General features: G+C 57.5%; 14 protein-coding genes. 13 read left to right on the top strand and 1 reads right to left on the bottom strand.

Features of this window, described 5'->3' with window-relative positions; all coding sequences use genetic code 11:
- The first annotated feature begins 1 nt into the window (after position 1).
- The 13 genes from hyfB to ACMV5H_RS17155 all read left to right on the top strand — a co-directional run bounded on the left by hyfB (position 2) and on the right by ACMV5H_RS17155 (position 15,637).
- Positions 2 to 2,017 (top strand): hydrogenase 4 subunit B, encoded by a 2,016-nt coding sequence (gene hyfB, locus ACMV5H_RS17215; protein ID WP_021804845.1) that lies wholly within the window; start codon positions 2 to 4, stop codon positions 2,015 to 2,017.
- Between the two features lie 12 nt (positions 2,018 to 2,029).
- Positions 2,030 to 2,980 carry a respiratory chain complex I subunit 1 family protein gene (locus ACMV5H_RS17210; RefSeq protein WP_314733017.1) on the top strand — a complete coding sequence of 317 codons (951 nt, stop codon included), beginning with the start codon at positions 2,030 to 2,032 and terminating at the stop codon, positions 2,978 to 2,980.
- Between the two features lie 17 nt (positions 2,981 to 2,997).
- Positions 2,998 to 4,455: a hydrogenase 4 subunit D gene (locus ACMV5H_RS17205; protein ID WP_115158290.1), complete on the top strand. Its 1,458-nt coding sequence runs from the start codon at positions 2,998 to 3,000 to the stop codon at positions 4,453 to 4,455.
- 11 nt (positions 4,456 to 4,466) lie between these two features.
- Positions 4,467 to 5,117 carry a hydrogenase 4 membrane subunit gene (hyfE, locus tag ACMV5H_RS17200; RefSeq protein WP_115158289.1) on the top strand — a complete coding sequence of 217 codons (651 nt, stop codon included), beginning with the start codon at positions 4,467 to 4,469 and terminating at the stop codon, positions 5,115 to 5,117.
- Positions 5,118 to 5,121: 4 nt separating this feature from the next.
- A complete protein-coding gene (locus ACMV5H_RS17195) occupies positions 5,122 to 6,705 on the top strand; it encodes a hydrogenase 4 subunit F (RefSeq protein ID WP_414822181.1) in 1,584 nt (527 codons plus the stop codon).
- On the top strand, positions 6,648 to 8,438 hold the full coding sequence (locus tag ACMV5H_RS17190; protein ID WP_179247932.1) for an NADH-quinone oxidoreductase subunit C: 1,791 nt from the start codon (positions 6,648 to 6,650) through the stop codon (positions 8,436 to 8,438). The genes ACMV5H_RS17195 and ACMV5H_RS17190 overlap by 58 nt, the downstream gene beginning before the upstream one ends.
- Before the next feature lie 10 nt (positions 8,439 to 8,448).
- Complete coding sequence (gene hyfH / locus ACMV5H_RS17185; protein ID WP_414822167.1) at positions 8,449 to 8,994, top strand: hydrogenase 4 subunit H; 546 nt, start codon at positions 8,449 to 8,451, stop codon at positions 8,992 to 8,994.
- A gap of 1 nt (position 8,995) precedes the next feature.
- Positions 8,996 to 9,781 carry an NADH-quinone oxidoreductase subunit B family protein gene (locus ACMV5H_RS17180; RefSeq protein WP_115158287.1) on the top strand — a complete coding sequence of 262 codons (786 nt, stop codon included), beginning with the start codon at positions 8,996 to 8,998 and terminating at the stop codon, positions 9,779 to 9,781.
- Positions 9,771 to 10,187 (top strand): formate hydrogenlyase maturation HycH family protein, encoded by a 417-nt coding sequence (locus ACMV5H_RS17175; protein ID WP_021804853.1) that lies wholly within the window; start codon positions 9,771 to 9,773, stop codon positions 10,185 to 10,187. Before ACMV5H_RS17180 ends, ACMV5H_RS17175 begins: the two co-directional genes overlap by 11 nt.
- Complete coding sequence (gene hycI, locus ACMV5H_RS17170) at positions 10,184 to 10,636, top strand: hydrogenase maturation peptidase HycI (protein ID WP_059200433.1); 453 nt, start codon at positions 10,184 to 10,186, stop codon at positions 10,634 to 10,636. The genes ACMV5H_RS17175 and hycI overlap by 4 nt, the downstream gene beginning before the upstream one ends.
- 172 nt (positions 10,637 to 10,808) lie before the next feature.
- Entirely contained in the window at positions 10,809 to 12,953 is a 2,145-nt protein-coding gene (gene fdhF, locus ACMV5H_RS17165; protein ID WP_115158286.1) for a formate dehydrogenase subunit alpha, read from the top strand.
- Positions 12,954 to 13,233: 280 nt separating this feature from the next.
- A complete protein-coding gene (rfaQ, locus tag ACMV5H_RS17160) occupies positions 13,234 to 14,403 on the top strand; it encodes a putative lipopolysaccharide heptosyltransferase III (RefSeq protein WP_414822166.1) in 1,170 nt (389 codons plus the stop codon).
- A gap of 19 nt (positions 14,404 to 14,422) precedes the next feature.
- Positions 14,423 to 15,637 (top strand): O-antigen ligase family protein, encoded by a 1,215-nt coding sequence (locus ACMV5H_RS17155; protein WP_414822165.1) that lies wholly within the window; start codon positions 14,423 to 14,425, stop codon positions 15,635 to 15,637.
- A gap of 65 nt (positions 15,638 to 15,702) precedes the next feature.
- Here the strand turns inward: ACMV5H_RS17155 and ACMV5H_RS17150 are convergent, their stop codons facing one another.
- Entirely contained in the window at positions 15,703 to 17,301 is a 1,599-nt protein-coding gene (locus tag ACMV5H_RS17150) for an ABC transporter substrate-binding protein (protein WP_414822164.1), read from the bottom strand.
- Positions 17,302 to 17,378: the final 77 nt, after the last annotated feature.

Below are 17,378 nucleotides of genomic sequence, written 5' to 3'. Positions count from 1 at the left end.
CATGGACTCTCTCACTCTACTGTTTTGGGCCTTGGTGATGTATGTCGCCGGTGGTGTGTTATCACTGCTGCTGTTTCGCCGGGAGCGCCTCGCCATTTTGCTGGCGGGCATCAGCGCGATAATGGGTGGCCTGTTAGGGTTGTGCAGCGCCGTCCCGGTCCTGTTAAGCGGGCAAACCCTCACCTTCTCTACCCCTGGCCTGTTCTCGTTTGCCGCCTTTGTGGTACGCATGGACTCGCTGGCGGCCTTTATGCTGGTAGTGATTTCGCTCCTGGTCACCGTTTGCGCGTTGTATTCCATCGCCTATGTGCAGGAGTATCGCGGCAAAGGCGCCGCGAGCATGGGGTTCTTTATGAACCTGTTTATCGCCTCGATGGTCGGGTTGGTGGTGATGGATAACGCCTTCTACTTCATTATTCTGTTCGAAATGATGTCGCTGGCCTCCTGGTTCCTGGTGATCGCCGATCAGGATGACGAATCGATCAGCGCCGGTTTGCTGTACTTCTTTATCGCCCACGCCGGTTCGGTGCTGATCATGATCGCCTTCTTCCTGATGTGGCGGCAGAGCGGCAGCCTGGACTTTGATTCCTTCCGCACTCTGTCTCTTTCCCCTTGGATGGCGTCGGTGGTGTTCCTGCTGGCCTTCTTTGGCTTTGGGGCCAAAGCGGGGATGCTGCCGCTGCACAGTTGGTTACCGCGCGCCCACCCGGCTGCCCCTTCCCATGCTTCAGCGCTGATGTCCGGCGTGATGGTGAAGATCGGCATTTTCGGCATCATCAAGGTCGGGATCGACCTGCTGGGTGCCACCGAAATGTGGTGGGGCATCGTGGTACTAGCCTTCGGCGCGGTGTCTGCGGTGTTGGGAGTGCTGTATGCGTTGGCCGAGCACGATATCAAACGCCTGCTGGCCTGGCACACGGTGGAGAACATCGGCATCATTTTAATGGGCGTGGGCGTGGCGATGGTCGGTATGGCTAGCGGACACCCGGTGATGGCGGCGTTGGGCTTGCTCGGCGCTCTGTACCACCTGCTCAACCATGCGGTGTTTAAAGGCTTGCTGTTCCTGGGGGCCGGTGCCGTGATTTGGCGCGTGCATACCCGCGATATGGAACAGATGGGCGGCCTGGCGAAGCTGATGCCGCTCACTGGGCTGGCATTCCTGATCGGCTGTATGTCGATCTCCGCCCTGCCGCCGCTGAACGGTTTTATCAGCGAGTGGTACACCTACCAATCGCTGTTTTCCATGAGCCACGACGGCAACTTTGTGATGCGCCTCAGCGGCCCGATTGCCATGGTGATGCTGGCGATCACCGGGGCGCTGGCGGCGATGTGTTTCGTCAAGGTCTACGGCGTCAGCTTCTGCGGCGGCCCGCGCAGTGAAAAAGCGGTGCAGGCTCGCGAAGTGCCATGGCAGATGACGGTCTCCATGCTGTTGCTGGCCCTGCTGTGCGTACTGCTCGGCGTGGGAGCCAGCGTGGTCGCACCTGTGTTGGCGCAGGTTGCCATGACGCAGGTTGGCACTCATGACGTCACCGTCGTGCAAGGTTCCATGCTGGTGCCGCAACTGGCCAGCCAGGCCATGCTGTCACCAGCATTGACCTTTATCCTGCTGCTCGCTCTGCCGCTGATCCCATTGGCGGTGTATCTGTTGCTGAAAAGCAATCAGTCCAACTTCCGCCGCCGTGGCGACCCTTGGGCCTGCGGCTACAACTGGGAGCAGGCGATGGCGGTGTCCGCCGGGGGCTTTACCCAGCCACTGCGCGCCATGTTTGCTTCGCTGTACCGTCTGCGCAAGCAGCTCGATCCAACTCCGGCATTAGCGCGAGCACTGGAACAGACCACCGCAGGGGCAACCCGCGCCGAGCCGTTCTGGGATGACTGGATCATCCATCCGCTGGTCAAGGCCTCTCAACGCCTGGGGGTGCGGTTGCAGGGCATGCAGAGCGGTGACTTCCGCTTCTATTGCCTGTATGTGGTGATCGCCTTGGTGATCCTGCTGTTGCTTGTCGCGGTTTAAGGGAGAAATAGCATGTCGATGCAGGAAACACCGTCGTTAATGATGGGACTCTTCGCGCTGATGCAGGCGCTGATAATGCTGGCGCTCGCGCCGCTGTTCACCGGGATCTCCCGCCAAATCCGCGCCCGGATGCACTCGCGCCGTGGCCCTGGCATTTGGCAGGACTACCGCGATATGGGCAAGCTGTTCAAGCGCCAGGAGGTGGCTCCGGCGCAGTCGGGCGCCATCTTCCGCGTGATGCCTTATGTACTGCTGAGCAGCATGTTGCTGGTGGCGATGACGCTGCCCATCGTCACGCGGACGTCGCCGTTTGCCGGTGCGGGGGACTTGATCACCCTGCTCTATCTGTTCGCACTGTTCCGCTTCTTCTTCTCGCTGTCTGGTCTGGATACCGGTAGCCCGTTTGCCGGGATCGGGGCCAGCCGCGAACTGACGCTGGGCGTATTGGTAGAACCTACGCTGATCCTGGCGTTGTTGGTGGTGGCGCTGATTGCCGGTTCCACCAATATCGGCACCATCAGCGCCACCCTGACCGAAGGGTGGAGTTCGCCGACGGCCACCCTGCTGGCCATGCTGGCCTGCGGTTTCGCCGCGTTTATCGAAATGGGCAAAATCCCCTTCGACGTGGCAGAGGCGGAACAGGAACTTCAGGAAGGGCCACTGACCGAATACTCCGGCTCCGGCCTGGCGCTGGTGAAATGGGGGATAGGCCTCAAGCAGGTGGTAGTGGCCGAGCTGTTCCTGGCGGTGTTTATTCCCTTTGGCAAGGCGGTGGAACTGACGGTGCCCACTCTGGCGCTGGCGGCAGTCATCATGCTGGCCAAACTGCTGGCGGTGTTTGTCATTGCCTCCATTGTTGAAAATACCTTGGCGCGTGGGCGGTTCCTGTTGACGCACCACGTTACCTGGCTCGGTTTTGGCGTAGCGGCGCTGGCCTTTGTCTTTTACCTAACCGGTCTGTAGCCGCCAGGAAACCCATTATGGAAAATACGCTCTGTTTGCAATATACCGCCCTCGCCACGCTGCTGCTGCCGTTTATCGGCGCGCTGCTGACGGCCTGTGTGCCGCAACGGATGGCCAAGTGGATCTGTACCCTGTTTGCGCTGCTGGCCACGCTGGGGACGGTGATTATCGGTTGGTTATTCCTGGCCCATGGCAAGTCGGATACGACCATCACGCTGCTGCAATACGGCAACGTGGCGCTGTTCGGCTTTATCATCGACCGCATCAGCACGCTGATTGTCTTCGCGGTGGTGTTTCTTGGCCTGCTGGTCAGCCTGTATTCCACTGGTTACCTCACCACGGCCAACCGCGAACATCCCCATGAGGGCAGCAACCGCTATTACGCTTTTCTGCTGATCTTTATCGGCGCGATGGCCGGGCTGGTAATGTCCTCCACCATTCTGGGGCAGTTGCTGTTCTTCGAGATCACCGGCGGCTGTTCCTGGGGGCTGATTAGCTACTACCAGACGCCGAAGGCACAGCGCTCGGCCATGAAGGCCCTGCTGATCACCCATATTGCCTCAATCGGTTTATACCTGGCGGCGGCAACGCTGTTCCTTAATACCGGCACCTTCGCCCTGAGCGCCATTGCGCAGCTCAACGGTACGGCCAGCCTGGTCGTATTTGGTGGCATCCTGTTCGCGGCCTGGGGGAAATCGGCCCAGCTTCCGTTGCAGGCCTGGCTGCCCGATGCCATGGAAGCCCCTACCCCGGTGAGCGCCTATCTGCACGCCGCCTCTATGGTGAAAGTGGGCGTCTACATCTATGCCCGCGCCATCCTTTCTGCGGATGCGGTGCCGCATATTATCGGCTGGGTCGGCATCGTCATGGCGACTATCACCCTGATTTACGGTTTCCTGATGTACCTACCGCAAAAGGATATGAAGCGCCTGCTGGCCTGGTCCACCATCACCCAGCTCTCCTATATCTTCCTGGCGTTATCCATTTCCATCTTCGGTTCCAAAACTGCCTTTCTTGGCGGCGTGGCCTACATCTTTAACCACGCGTTTGCCAAGAGCCTGTTCTTCCTGGTGGCCGGAGCGCTGAGCTACAGCTGCGGCACCCGGATGCTGCCCCGCTTGCAGGGCGTGATGAGCAAGATGCCGCTGCTGGGCGTGGGATTCTGCGTGGCCGCGCTGGCGATCACCGGGGTGCCGCCGTTTAACGGCTTCTTCAGCAAGTTCCCGATTTTTGCCGCCGGTTTTGCACTGTCGCGCGAGTTCTGGCTGATGACGCCGCTGATGGTACTGGTGCTGATCGAGTCGGTCGCCAGCTTTGCCTGGTTCATCTATTGGTTTGGGCGCGTTATTCCCGGCAAACCCAGTGATGAGGTGGCACAGGCCGCTCCGCTGCCGCTGGTGATGAGCGTGGTGCTAGTGATTCTGATCGCGATGTCGGTAGGTTCCAGCGTGATTGCCGTCGCCTGGCTTGGATAAGGGAGTTGATTATGACTGGTTCACTGATCGTCAATAACCTCGCGGGGCTGATGATGGTCACCTCGCTGCTGGTGATTGGCGCCAAACGGCCCGTGGCCTCGTGCTGGCTCTATGCCTTGCAGTCGCTGCTACTGGTGCTGATCTTCTTTACGCTAGGGCAAACCCTGGGCGCCCACCAGCTCACGCTGTGGGCGATCAGCGCCTTTATCACCAAGGTGGTACTGGTGCCGGTGATCATGGCCTATGCCTTTCGCAAAATGGACGATCCCTCGGCGAACGGCAGCCTGATCGGCCCGGTGATGCTGATGCTGGCTGCGGCGGTGATTGTGCTGCTGTGCTGGTTTGTGGTGGAACCGGTGCAGGTGCCGCTGCTGGCCTCGCTGAAACCGGCGCTGGCGGTATCGCTGGGGCATTTTATGCTCGGCCTGCTGTGTATCGTCACCCAACGCAACATCCTCAAACAGGTGTTTGGCTACTGCCTGATGGAAAACGGATCGCACCTGACGCTGGCGCTGCTGGCGAATCGCGCGCCGGAGCTGGTGGAGATTGGCATCGCCACCGATGCCATTTTTGCGGTGATCGTGATGGCCGTGCTGGCGCGCAAAATCTACAGCACGCTCAACACGCTGAATGTTGAACAACTGACGGCGTTGAAGGGGTGAGATGATGAATAATTCCACCATGCTGTTTCTATTACTGCTGACGCCGCTGGCCTTCTCGCTGTTGACCTTTGCCTGTCGGTTGCTGGGCAATGCGGCACGGGCCTGTGTAACGCTGCTGCACTTTGTCGGTATCATGCTGCTTCTGGCAGTTTCCCTGTGGGTGGTGATGCAGGTATACCAGCAAGGCGATATTCTGGCTGCCGGGCGCTGGCTGCACCTGGATAGCCTCAGCGCCCTGTTCCTGGCAATCCTCGGCATCATCGGCTGCCTTACCGGGCTTTACTCTATTGGCTATATGCGCCATGAGGTCGATGAGGGCGAGATATCGGTAGCGACGCTGTGCCACTACTACGGCTTCTTCCACCTGTTCCTGTTCACCATGCTGCTGGTGATCACCAGCAATAACCTGATCCTGATGTGGGCGGCCATCGAAGCCACCACGCTCAGCTCGGCGTTTCTGGTGGGGTTGTACGGGCAGAGCTCCTCGCTGGAGGCGGCCTGGAAATACATCATTATCTGTACCGTCGGGGTGGCCTTCGGGCTGTTCGGCACCATTCTGGTCTATGCCAACGCGGCCAGCTTTATGCCCGATCCCAACGACGCCATCTTCTGGACGGAAGTGCTCAAGCACGCCACGCAGTTGGATCCGATGCTGATGCATCTGGCGTTTGTGTTCATCCTGATTGGCTTTGGCACCAAAACCGGGCTGTTCCCGATGCACGCCTGGCTACCGGACGCCCACAGTGAGGCACCAAGCCCCACCAGCGCCCTGCTCTCTGCCGTGCTGCTCAAATGCGCGCTGCTGATCATTATCCGTTACTACATCATTATCAGCACCACGCTGGGGCATGACTTTACCGGCACGCTGTTGATGGTGTTTGGCTTCCTCTCCGTCGCGGTGGCGGCCTTCTTTATTCTGGTGCAGCGCGATATCAAACGGCTGCTGGCCTACTCCAGCGTAGAGAACATGGGGCTGATCGCCGTGGCGATCGGCATCGGTGGTCCGCTGGGTATTCTGGCGGCGCTGCTGCATACCCTGAACCACAGCCTGGCAAAAACCCTGCTGTTCTGCGGCTCCGGCAACGTGCTGCTGAAGTACGGCACCCGCGATATTACCGTGGTGAAAGGGATGCTGAAATGCATGCCGTTCAGTGCCGTGCTGCTGGCCGGGGGGGCCTTGGCGCTGGGCGGTATGCCGCCGTTCAACATTTTCCTCAGTGAGTTTATGACGGTCACCGCCGGGTTGGCGGCTGGCCATATTACGTTGACCATCGTCTTGTTGCTGCTGCTGACGGTGGTGTTGGCCGGTTTGGTCCGCATGGTGGCCAGCGTGCTGTTCGGCGACAAGCCAGAAGAGGTCAACAAAGGCGAACTGGGGATACTAACGACCTTACCGATGCTGATCCTGCTGGTATTGATGCTGGTAATGGGCACCCATATCCCGCAACCGGTCAGCCGACTGCTGGAAAATGCGGTCCACATCGTGATGAACAACAAGCCTGGCACTCATGCCCAGCCACTGAGCTGGCCATGGGCCGTTCAGAATCATTCCTCTGCGGCCGAACCTCAGGCAGGAGAAGTAAAGTGAGCTACGAAACCCACGTATTGACCCTCAACAACGACGAGAAACTCGGCAAAGGCTACCTGGCCAAAGTGCGCGAGAAGTTCCCCTCCGCACTGCTGGATGCCGAGTGGCAAACCGCCAACCAGGTCACCATCACGGTCAAGCTGAACTCATTACCCGAGATTGTGGAATACCTCTATTACCCGCTAGGCGGTTGGTTGCCGGTACTGTTTGGCAATGACGAACGTACCTTGACCGGGGACTTCGCCGTCTACTACGTGCTGTCGATGGAGGAAGGAGAAAAGTGTTTTATCACCGTCAAGGCTCAGGTTAGCGCCATCACGCTGGAGTTTCCGTCGGTTACCCCACGCGTTCCCGCCGCCGTATGGGGCGAGCGTGAAATCCGCGATATGTACGGTTTGATCCCAGTAGGGTTGCCGGACGAGCGCCGTCTGGTGCTGCCGGACGACTGGCCGGACGATCTTTACCCGCTGCGTAAAGACACCATGGATTATCGCCAGCGCCCCGAACCAACCACCGATGTGGAAACCTACCCGTTTGAAAATGCGGCCACCGGCGAGTCGCGCGTGGTCCCGATCGGGCCAATGCACATTACCTCCGACGAGCCAGGGCATTTTCGCCTGTTTGTTGACGGCGAGCGCATTGTCGATGCCGACTATCGGCTGTTCTACGTGCACCGAGGCATGGAGAAGCTGGCCGAAACCCGTATGGGCTATCAGGAGGTCACCTTCCTGTCCGACCGGGTCTGCGGGATCTGCGGCTTTACCCACAGCGTGGCCTATACCACCTCAGTGGAAAATGCGTTGGGGATCTATGTACCACCCCGCGCCCATGCCATTCGCAGCATTCTGCTGGAGGTCGAACGGCTGCACAGCCACCTGCTGAACATCGGGCTATCCAGCCACTTTGTCGGCTTCGATACCGGCTTTATGCAGTTCTTCCGCGTGCGTGAAAAGTCGATGACCATGGCGGAGCTATTGACCGGATCGCGTAAAACCTATGGGCTCAACCTGATCGGCGGCGTGCGCCGCGATATCCTCAAAGAACAGCGAGTTAAAACCATCAAGCTGATCCATGAGATGCGTGCCGACGTGACGCAACTGGTTGAGATGCTGCTCGCCACGCCGAATATCGAGCAGCGCACCAAAGGCATTGGCCTGTTGGATCGGCAGATCGCTCGCGACTACAGCCCGGTGGGGCCGATGATCCGCGCCAGCGGTTTCAAGCGCGATATGCGCTTTGACCACCCTTATGCCAACTACGGTTCATTGCCGAAAACGCTGTTCACCTTCGACGGCTGCGACGTGTATTCGCGCGTAATGGTGCGCGTGCAGGAAGTGCTGGATTCGCTGGCGATGATCGAATACGGCCTGGATAACCTGCCGGGCGGCCCGCTGCTCACCGAAGGTTTCCGCTACCAGCCGCACAAGTTTGCCTTGGGCTATGCCGAAGCCCCGCGCGGTGAAGATATCCACTGGAGCATGCTGGGGGATAACCAGAAACTGTTCCGCTGGCGCTGCCGGGCGGCCACCTACGCCAACTGGCCGGTGCTGCGTTATATGCTGCGCGGCAATACGGTTTCCGATGCCCCGCTGATTATCGGCAGCCTCGATCCCTGCTACTCCTGTACCGACCGCGTCACGCTGATCGATATCAACAAGCGCAAAGCGAAGACCGTACCGTACAAGGAGATTGAACGCTACGGGATCGAACGCACCCATTCACCGTGCAAGTGAGGGAGACAGCATGCTGAAACTGTTTAAAACCATCCTGAAGGCCGGTGAAGTCACGGTGAAATACCCGTTTAAGCCGCTAGAGGTGTCCCCTGGGTTTCGTGGCAAGCCAGAGTACGATCCTGAGCAGTGTATCGCCTGTGGTGCCTGTACCGTGGCCTGCCCGGCCAATGCATTAACCATGGAAACCCATGAGGCCAGCGGCGAGCGCGTCTGGCAGTTGTTCATTGGCCGTTGCATCTTCTGCGCACGCTGTGAAGAAGTTTGCCCGACGCGGGCGATCCGGCTGTCGGAAGAGTTTGAAATGGCGGTGATGCACAAGCCCGATCTGTATATCCGCGCCACCTTTACCCTACTCAACTGCCGTAGTTGCCAGCAGCCCTTTACGCCAACCAAATCGGTGAATTACGCCCTGGCGTTACTGGCCCACGCGGGCATGGGCACCGACGGCATTGAGGCCTTACGGCCCCAGTTCGAGACCTGCCCCGCCTGCAAGCGTAAACAGGCTCTGAGCCAGCATCGGCCAATGAAACTGAACCAGCCGGCGGGAGCGAAATAATATGACGATGCCCGATATCAAGGTCAATCATCACCGCAGCACGCCGATCACCGTTGATGAACAGACCGCCAAACTCAAAAGCAAGCTGCTGAAGGATATCAAACGCTCGGCCTACGTTTATCGCGTGGACTGCGGCGGCTGCAACGGCTGTGAGATCGAGATCTTCTCCGCCATCACGCCGGTATTTGATGCCGAGCGTTTTGGCATCAAGGTGGTCCCCTCACCGCGCCATGCCGATATTCTACTGTTTACCGGCGCGGTCACCCGGGCCATGCGCGTGCCCGCGCTCAGAGCTTACGAATCGGCACCCGATCCAAAAATCTGTATCTCTTACGGGGCCTGCGGCTGTGGCGGCGGGATTTTCCACGATCTGTACTGCGTCTGGGGCGGCAGTGAGTCTATCGTACCGATTGACGTGTGGATCCCTGGTTGCCCACCGACGCCCGCCGCTACTCTCTACGGCTTTGCCGTGGCCCTGGGCCTGCTGGAGCAAAAGCTGAAGGGCGAAAACCACCTTGAGCAGGTAGGCGAAAAGGCAGCATTGCTGCTGCCTGGCATCCCACTGCATACCCGCGTACTGATTGAACGCGAGGCACGCCGTCTGGCGGGCTACTACCAAGGCCGCATCATCAGTGACCGTTTCCTCTCCCTGTTGGCCGGAGCCAGCATGGATGCGGCCACGTTGCGCCTGGAAGAATGGTTGAAACAGGAAAACGACCCTCGTCTGCGCGAGATTGTCGCTTGCCTGGTTGACTGCCTGCAACAGGAGCTGACCCATGCAAAATGAAGGTAAGGCGGTGTTCTGGTCGTTACGCCAGAAGTTTCTTGATAGCGATGACGACATGCCTGCCCAGGCGCAGCAGGTGATGTATTACTCGCTGGCGATTGGCCATCACGTGGGGGTGATTGACTGCCTGAACACCGAGTTGAGCTGCCCATTGCCGCAATATCAAGCCTGGGTTGAGCTGTTCCCGGAAGGTGAGGCCCAACGCAAGATGCGTGGCCTGCTGACCTTTGGCGAAATCACCATCGACTCCACCCACACCAGCCTACTGGCCAATGCCTTGGCCCCGTTGATTGATAGCCAACCGGCGCCCTTTAGCGAATGGAGTACCAAGCTGCTCGGCCTGCTCGCCGAGATTGAGCGCGAGCCTGCTATCTATCTGATTGTGAAAAAGGTGACCACCCCATGAATGTCGTCCTTACCGTAGGTAATAGCATGATGGGTGACGACGGTGCCGGGCCATTGCTGGCCGAAATGATGGCTGACGCGCCAATCGAGGGTTGGATCGCCGTCAACGGCGGTTCCACCCCCGAAAACGTCACGCATCAGATCCGCGATCTTAAGCCCAGCCGGTTGGTGATTGTCGATGCCACCGATATGGAGCTGGCTCCTGGCGAAATCCGTATCGTCAATCCTGACGATATTGCCGAGATGTTCTTTATGAGCACCCACAATATGCCGCTCAATTTCCTGATCGACCAGCTACGTGAGGATATTGAGGAAGTGATATTTCTCGGCGTTCAGCCGGACGTGGTGATGTTTTATTTCCCGATGACGGAGAAAGTGATGCAGGCGGTACGGGTGATTTATCAGCGGTTATCAATATGGGATACGGGAGAAGGTTTTGAGCAGTTGTAAACCTCTGCCAATGATTATCGAGTAATACAGGCGTGCCATTAATCCACATCAAGTCAGCGTGGCACAATTTATGCTTCAAATAAGTGAGACACATTTTTCGTCACTGCGGAGATTTTCAAGCCCAGTGGCGTGTTGAGCAATGTCGAACAGGTTTAAACAAGGAGTGCTGGAGATGAAAACAGTCATCACGGTCTGCCCCTATTGCGCTTCAGGTTGCAAAATCAACCTGATAGTCGACAACGGCAGGATCGTTAAGGCCGAAGGCGCTAACGGCGTGACCAATCAGGGCGAGCTATGCCTGAAAGGGTATTACGGCTGGGATTTCGTTCACGATACCAAGATCCTGACGCCACGGCTGAAAACGCCGATGATCAGGCGGGAACGAGGTGGCAAACTGGAGTCGGTGTCCTGGGAAGAGGCCATTGAGTTCGCCAGTTCACGCCTGCTGGCCGTTAAAGAGAAATACGGCCCGAATGCGATTATGACGACCGGTTCCTCACGTGGGCCCGGTAACGAAGCCAACTATGTGATGCAGAAATTTGCTCGCGCCACCGTCGGTACCAACAATATCGACTGTTGCGCACGCGTCTGACACGGCCCCTCGGTTGCAGGTCTGCAGCGATCGGTCGGTAACGGCGCCATGAGTAACTCAATCTGCGAGATTGAGGATACCCAGTGTATTTTTGTCTTCGGCTATAACGCCGCGGACTCACATCCTATTGTCGCCCGCCGCATTCTCAAGGCGAAGGAGAAAGGAGCCAAAGTCATTGTTTGCGATCCGCGCTATATCGAAACGGCGCGTATTGCGGATATCCATTTACCGTTGAAAAACGGTTCCAACATCGCCCTGATCAACGCGCTCGCTCATGTGATGATTGAGGAGAACCTATACGATCAGGCGTTTGTTGAGCAGCATACCGAGCAGTTCGATGAGTATCGCGCCATCGTGGCGGACTACCCACCGGAGTCGGTTGAAAAAACCACGGGCCTCACCGCCCAGAAAATCCGTGAAACGGCACGCATGTATGCCAGCGCGCCGACGGCCACCATCCTGTGGGGCATGGGCGTCACCCAGTTCTATCAGGGCGTGGAAACCGTGCGAGCGCTGACCAGCCTGGCGATGCTGACCGGTAACCTGGGCAAGCCGAACGTCGGGGTTAACCCGGTGCGCGGGCAGAATAACGTTCAGGGTGCCTGTGATATGGGCGCGTTGCCAAACACCCTGCCCGGCTATTTCCAGGTCACGGATGCCGAGGCACGGGAAAGGTTTGCCAACGCATGGGGGATCGACGCGATGCCAGCCGAGATCGGCTATGCGTTGAGCGAAGTGCCGCACAATATCGACCATGGCAAACTCAAAGCGCACTACATCATGGGGGAAGATCCGCTGCAAACGGAGCCGGATTTAGCCACCATCCGTAGAACCTTTGAGAAGCTGGATTTGCTGATTGTGCAGGATATCTTCATGACCAAAACCGCCGCAATTGCCGACGTTGTTTTTCCGGCAACCTCCTGGGGCGAGCATGAAGGGGTGTATACCGCGGCAGACCGCGGCTTCCAACGCTTCTATAAGGCGGTGGAGCCGGTGGGCGATGTGAAGACGGACTGGCAGATCATCAGCCTGATGTCGACGGCCATGGGTTACCCGATGCACTACAACAACACGCAGGAAATCTGGGACGAACTGCGCGAGCTGTGCCCACTCTACTATGGCGCTACCTACGAGAAGATGGCGGATCTGGCCTACATTCAGTGGCCATGCCCAACGTTGGATCACCCAGGTACCCCTTATCTGTACGAAGGCGGGGAATTCTCTCGGCCCGGTGGCAAAGCAGAGTTCTTTACCTGTGAATGGGCTCCGCCGATCGATCAGCTCAGCGATGAGTTCCCGTTCGTGCTGTCGACGGTACGCGAAGTGGGCCATTACTCCTGCCGTTCGATGACCGGCAACTGTAAGGCACTGGTCGCGTTGGCCGATGAACCAGGCTATGTACAGGTCAACTCGGAAGACGCCGCACGGCTAGGGATTGAGGATCAGGCCTTGGTGTGGGTACGCTCCCGTCAGGGCAAGGTCATTACCCGCGCCAACGTCAGCGAACGTCCTAACCGGGGTGCGATCTACATGACCTACCAATGGTGGATCGGTGCCTGTAACGAGCTGGTGGCGGAAAACCTCAGCCCGATAACCAAAACGCCGGAATACAAATACTGTGCCGTGCAGATTGAGCCCATTAAGGATCAAGGGCAAGCAGAACACTATGTTCAGCAGGAGTACAGCAAGATCAAACAGCGCCTCCGCGAGGCCGCTGCGGGCTAATCTGTAAAAGCCGAATCCCAGGGACGAGGTTCGGCTTTCCACGCATCTCTCACCACCCGCTATTCATCCTCACACTTCTGCCAGTGGCTGCCATACTAAAATTCCTCATAGACGATTTATCCCGTGGCTCACAATCCCGCACAATACCCCCTTACTTTATCAAGGATTGATCGTTTTCAACGATCGGTCTGATCTTATTGATCTGTACAACCAATTATCTTTGTCTTTCCGCCACCTATAAGATCGCCTTTTATCGTTCTCTGGGATATATCAGCAAAATATGACGTTCGCGATGAGTGCTGGCAAGGCCGTGTTACCTGACCGTCGCTTGCCCAACGGACTACTGCACCGCGATCGGGTACAGCGCATCCTGGTGATCAAGCTGCGTCACTTTGGTGATGTCCTGCTAACTACCCCGTTGCTCAGTACGCTGCGCGCCAATTACCCCAACGCCCTGATTGACGTGCTGGTGTATGACGGTACCGAGGCGATGCTGGCGGGCAATCGGGATGTCTATCTGACCTATACCGTCGATCGCAGCCTAAAACGGCAGAGCTGCAAGGCACAGTATCGCGGTGAGCAAGCCCTGTGGAACAGTCTCAACACTGGCCACTACGACCTGGTGATTAATCTGTCCGACCAGTGGCGAGCGGCGTTCTATTGTCGCTTTCTCAAACCGACGTTCAGCCTGGGGTTTGCTTACCCCAAGCGTAATAACCGGCTGTGGCGGGCTTGTCATTCGTTGTTGGTGCCGGTGGACGGACATAACCAACGGCACACCGTGCTCAATAACCTCTCGATTCTGTCCCCATTGGCCTTACCCACCTTGGAAACCAAGGTGACCCAGGCTTACCGGCAGCGCGATGTCGATGAGATTGACCGCCTCAGCCAACATCATCACCTGACGGATTTCGTGCTGATCCAGCCTACTGCGCGCTGGGCGTTCAAAACCTGGTCGGTGGCGGGATTCACACGGGTTATCGACCATCTCACCGCCAGCGGAGAAACCGTGGTGCTGACCTGCGGGCGTTCTGCCGATGAGATCGCCTTGATAGCCACCCTTCTGGCCCACTGCGCCATGCCACAACGGGTGGTCAATCTGGCCGGTCGCCTGGACCTGCCGGAGCTTGCCGTCTTGATCGATCGGGCGAAGCTGTTTATCGGGGTGGATTCGGTAGCGATGCATATGGCCGCCGCCTTGCAAACGCCTTCCGTCGTGCTGTTCGGCCCCAGCAATCTGCAACAGTGGTCGCCCTGGCAGGCTCCGCACATCCTGTTATGGGCAGGCAACTACCGCTCATTACCCCACCCCGACGAGGTGAACACCGCTACCCCGGAACGTTATCTGGACGCCATTCCCGCCAGTGAGGTTATCCGGGCCATAAACCGCCAGCTCACCTGCTTGGAAATCCCAACTTTCCGCACAGTGAATGACACCGTGTTTAATTAACCCTGATTTGAGCCACTCCATGCCATCCACCGAACCCTATTCCGTATCGTTACTCTCCCCTGCCCGCCTTCGGCTATTTGGCTTCACGGCGTTTTTGCTCGGCGTATCCCTGCCGACCTCCAATGCGCTGATGAATGCTTCGCTGGTGTTAGCGGCGCTATGTCTGCTGTGGCAGCGTGACTTTCGCCACCTGATGCCTTTGCTCAAACAACCGCTGGTATGGCTGCCCGCATTGATGTTTGCACTGCTGGCCGCCTCGTTATTGACCCAGCACCACGAATACGGCCCGAAGATGGTCAGCAAGTATCAAAAGCTACTGTTTGTGTTGCCCTTGGCACTGTTCTTTATCACCGACTCCAGGCTTATCATCCGCTTTATCAGCGGTTTTCTGATCGCCAATGCCGTGATACTGGCGATCAGCCTGATTTCGGGGGTCGGGCATGTAACGCTGGGTGGCCTCGATCCGCAGAATCCAACGGTGTTTAAACTGCAGATAACCCAGAACGTGTTTATGGCGTTTGCTGCATTGATATGGCTAACCCGCGCTTTTGCGCAATCAGGTGTGCTGCGTTGGTGCTATGGGGCATTGGTTCTACTGGCAACGGCGAACGTACTGCTGATGGTACAGGGGCGTACCGGCTATGTGGCGCTATTGGTCGGCGTGGGGCTTTGGTTGCTGCTGACGCTGCCCCGCTGGCAGCGGCTGGGGGTACTAGCCTGTGGTTTGCTGCTGGCCATTATGCTGATTTTTATCCCCAATAGAGCGACGGAGCGCCTGACGCTCGGCCTTGCTGAGGTACGCAATTGCGTGTTGGCCCCGGCAGAGCAGGCCTATCAGGCTTGCGACAACTCGATGGGACAGCGCACCGCCTTTGCCCGTGAATCGCTGCGCCTGATAAAACAGGCCCCACTGCTGGGTAACGGGGCCGGGAGTTTCTGGTATGGCAATGCGCAGACCGGTTACGGCGTGCATAACCCGCACAATGAATACCTGCTGGAAACGGTACAAAATGGCTTGCTGGGTCTGGCGTTGTTTCTGGGGTGGATGTGGTGCTGCTTCCGAGCAGCCTGGCGGCAACCAACAGCCTGCCGCAACCTGCTGGTTGCCGTGCTCGGTAGTTATCTGGCCTGCCACCTGTTCAACTCGTTCCTGCTCGATTCCGCCGAGGGGCATCTGTTTATGGTGTTGGCTGCCGTGCTGGCAGGCTACCGGGTTGTTCGGCAGCCTAAGTAACCTCAACCGTCTCATTGTGTTATGGGGGCGCCGTATGCTACCCCCGTTTTCAATCTGGCCTGCGGTTAATTCAGTTTGGCTTTGGAAAAATCACTGCCCATCAAGCTGACGCTATAGCCACTGACGTTGCTGCGCGTGGCATAGAAGGTTTTGCCATTCGCCAGGGCAATCCACGGAGCCTGCTGGTAGAAGATTTCCTGCGCCTGACCGTAGAGTTTTGCACGCTCGGCCGGGACGCTAGTCAACCTGGCCTGCTGTACCAGACCATCATAGGTTTTATCGCACCAGCGCGCGGCATTCGAGCCGGTTTTGATGCTGTTGCAACCCAGCAGCACCTCGGCAAAGTTATCCGGATCGCCATTATCAGACATCCAGCCAAACAGCGCGGTGTCATGCTCGCCCTTACGCATACCGGCGAGATACTCTCCCCACTCGTAAGAGACGATTTTCGCCTTCACGCCAACCTTTTCCCAGTCGCTTTGCAGCATTTCCGCAATACGCTTGGAGTTCGGGTTATACGGGCGCTGCACCGGCATTGACCACAGCGTGATCTCAAAGCCTTTTTCCAGCCCGGCCTGTTTCAGCAACGCCTTGGCTTTTTGCGGATCGTAGCCGTAATCCTGCAGGTCTTTATCAAAGCCCAGCATATTTGGCGGCAACGGCGATTTCGCCACCGTGGCAGAACCTAAAAATACCGCGTTAACTATCGCCTTTTTGTCAGTCGCGTAGTTTAGGGCTTGGCGTACCAGCACGTTATCCAGCGGTTTTTTCTCGGTGTTAAATGCCAAGTAACCGACGTTCAGTGCATCCACCTTATGCAGGGTCAGGTCTTTGTTTTTATTGATTTCATCAAACTGTACCGGAGCCGGCGCGGGGATAATCTGGCACTCGTTGGTCTGGAGTTTCGCCAGGCGCGTCTGTACGTTCGGCGTTATGGAGAAGATCAGATGCTTGGTCGGCACCTCTCCATCCCAGTAATTAGGGTTGGCAGCATAGCGGATCAGTGAATCGACTTTATACTGCTGCAAGACGTAAGGGCCGGTGCCGATTGGCCAGGTATCCACGTATTCTGGCGTGCCTTTTTTCAGCATCGCATCGGCGTATTCGGCAGAAAGGATCGACGCAAAGTCCATCCCCCAGTCGGCCAGAAACGCGGCGTTCGGCTCGCTGAGAACAAACTGAACGTGGTAATCGTCCAGCTTTTTCACTTCCTTAATCAGCGTATCCAGACCTACGTCGTGAAAATATTCGTAATTGCCCTGCGATACCTTGTGGTATGGGTGATTGGCGTCTTTCTGGCGTAACACCGAGAACGCCACGTCATCGGCGTTAAAATCGCGGGTCGGCTTGAAGTTTTTGTTGCTGTTAAATTTCACCCCTTGGCGCAGGGTAAAGGTGTAGGTTTTGCCGTCTGGGGAAATTTTCCATTCGGTTGCCAATGACGGCGTTGGCGTGTTGTTAACCGGATCGAAATTGATTAAACGGTTATACAGCACCTGCGAGCTGGCAACGAACGTTGGGCCAGAGCTGGCAATCTGCGGGTTGAACGACTCCGGTGACGCCTCGGAGCAATAAATCAGCGTATCGTTGGCTGCCGCCATGGCAGCACTTGCCGGTAAGAGTGTGCTCAGCGCCAGCGCGAGCAGCGTTTTCCCTGTAGACATGGTCATCGCCTTGTTTGACTTTTTTCAGGCGACAATCTCAGCACGGACGGGGAACCCAGGCAAATAACCAATTGCTC

Origin of the sequence: Serratia sp. N21D137 (assembly GCF_047530005.1) — a bacterium.
Lineage (GTDB): Bacteria > Pseudomonadota > Gammaproteobacteria > Enterobacterales > Enterobacteriaceae > Chania > Chania fonticola_B.
This window is presented reverse-complemented; position numbering and strand designations above follow the sequence as displayed.

Bases quoted from the DNA above. Each gene is read 5' to 3' on its own strand.
- hyfB (WP_021804845.1), top strand. From the start codon at position 2: ATGGACTCTCTCACTCTACTGTTTTGGGCCTTGGTGATGTATGTCGCC.
- ACMV5H_RS17210 (WP_314733017.1), top strand. From the start codon at position 2,030: ATGTCGATGCAGGAAACACCGTCGTTAATGATGGGACTCTTCGCGCTG.
- ACMV5H_RS17205 (WP_115158290.1), top strand. From the start codon at position 2,998: ATGGAAAATACGCTCTGTTTGCAATATACCGCCCTCGCCACGCTGCTG.
- hyfE (WP_115158289.1), top strand. From the start codon at position 4,467: ATGACTGGTTCACTGATCGTCAATAACCTCGCGGGGCTGATGATGGTC.
- ACMV5H_RS17195 (WP_414822181.1), top strand. From the start codon at position 5,122: ATGAATAATTCCACCATGCTGTTTCTATTACTGCTGACGCCGCTGGCC.
- ACMV5H_RS17190 (WP_179247932.1), top strand. From the start codon at position 6,648: ATGGGCCGTTCAGAATCATTCCTCTGCGGCCGAACCTCAGGCAGGAGA.
- hyfH (WP_414822167.1), top strand. From the start codon at position 8,449: ATGCTGAAACTGTTTAAAACCATCCTGAAGGCCGGTGAAGTCACGGTG.
- ACMV5H_RS17180 (WP_115158287.1), top strand. From the start codon at position 8,996: ATGACGATGCCCGATATCAAGGTCAATCATCACCGCAGCACGCCGATC.
- ACMV5H_RS17175 (WP_021804853.1), top strand. From the start codon at position 9,771: ATGCAAAATGAAGGTAAGGCGGTGTTCTGGTCGTTACGCCAGAAGTTT.
- hycI (WP_059200433.1), top strand. From the start codon at position 10,184: ATGAATGTCGTCCTTACCGTAGGTAATAGCATGATGGGTGACGACGGT.
- rfaQ (WP_414822166.1), top strand. From the start codon at position 13,234: ATGACGTTCGCGATGAGTGCTGGCAAGGCCGTGTTACCTGACCGTCGC.
- ACMV5H_RS17155 (WP_414822165.1), top strand. From the start codon at position 14,423: ATGCCATCCACCGAACCCTATTCCGTATCGTTACTCTCCCCTGCCCGC.
- ACMV5H_RS17150 (WP_414822164.1), bottom strand. From the start codon at position 17,301: ATGTCTACAGGGAAAACGCTGCTCGCGCTGGCGCTGAGCACACTCTTA.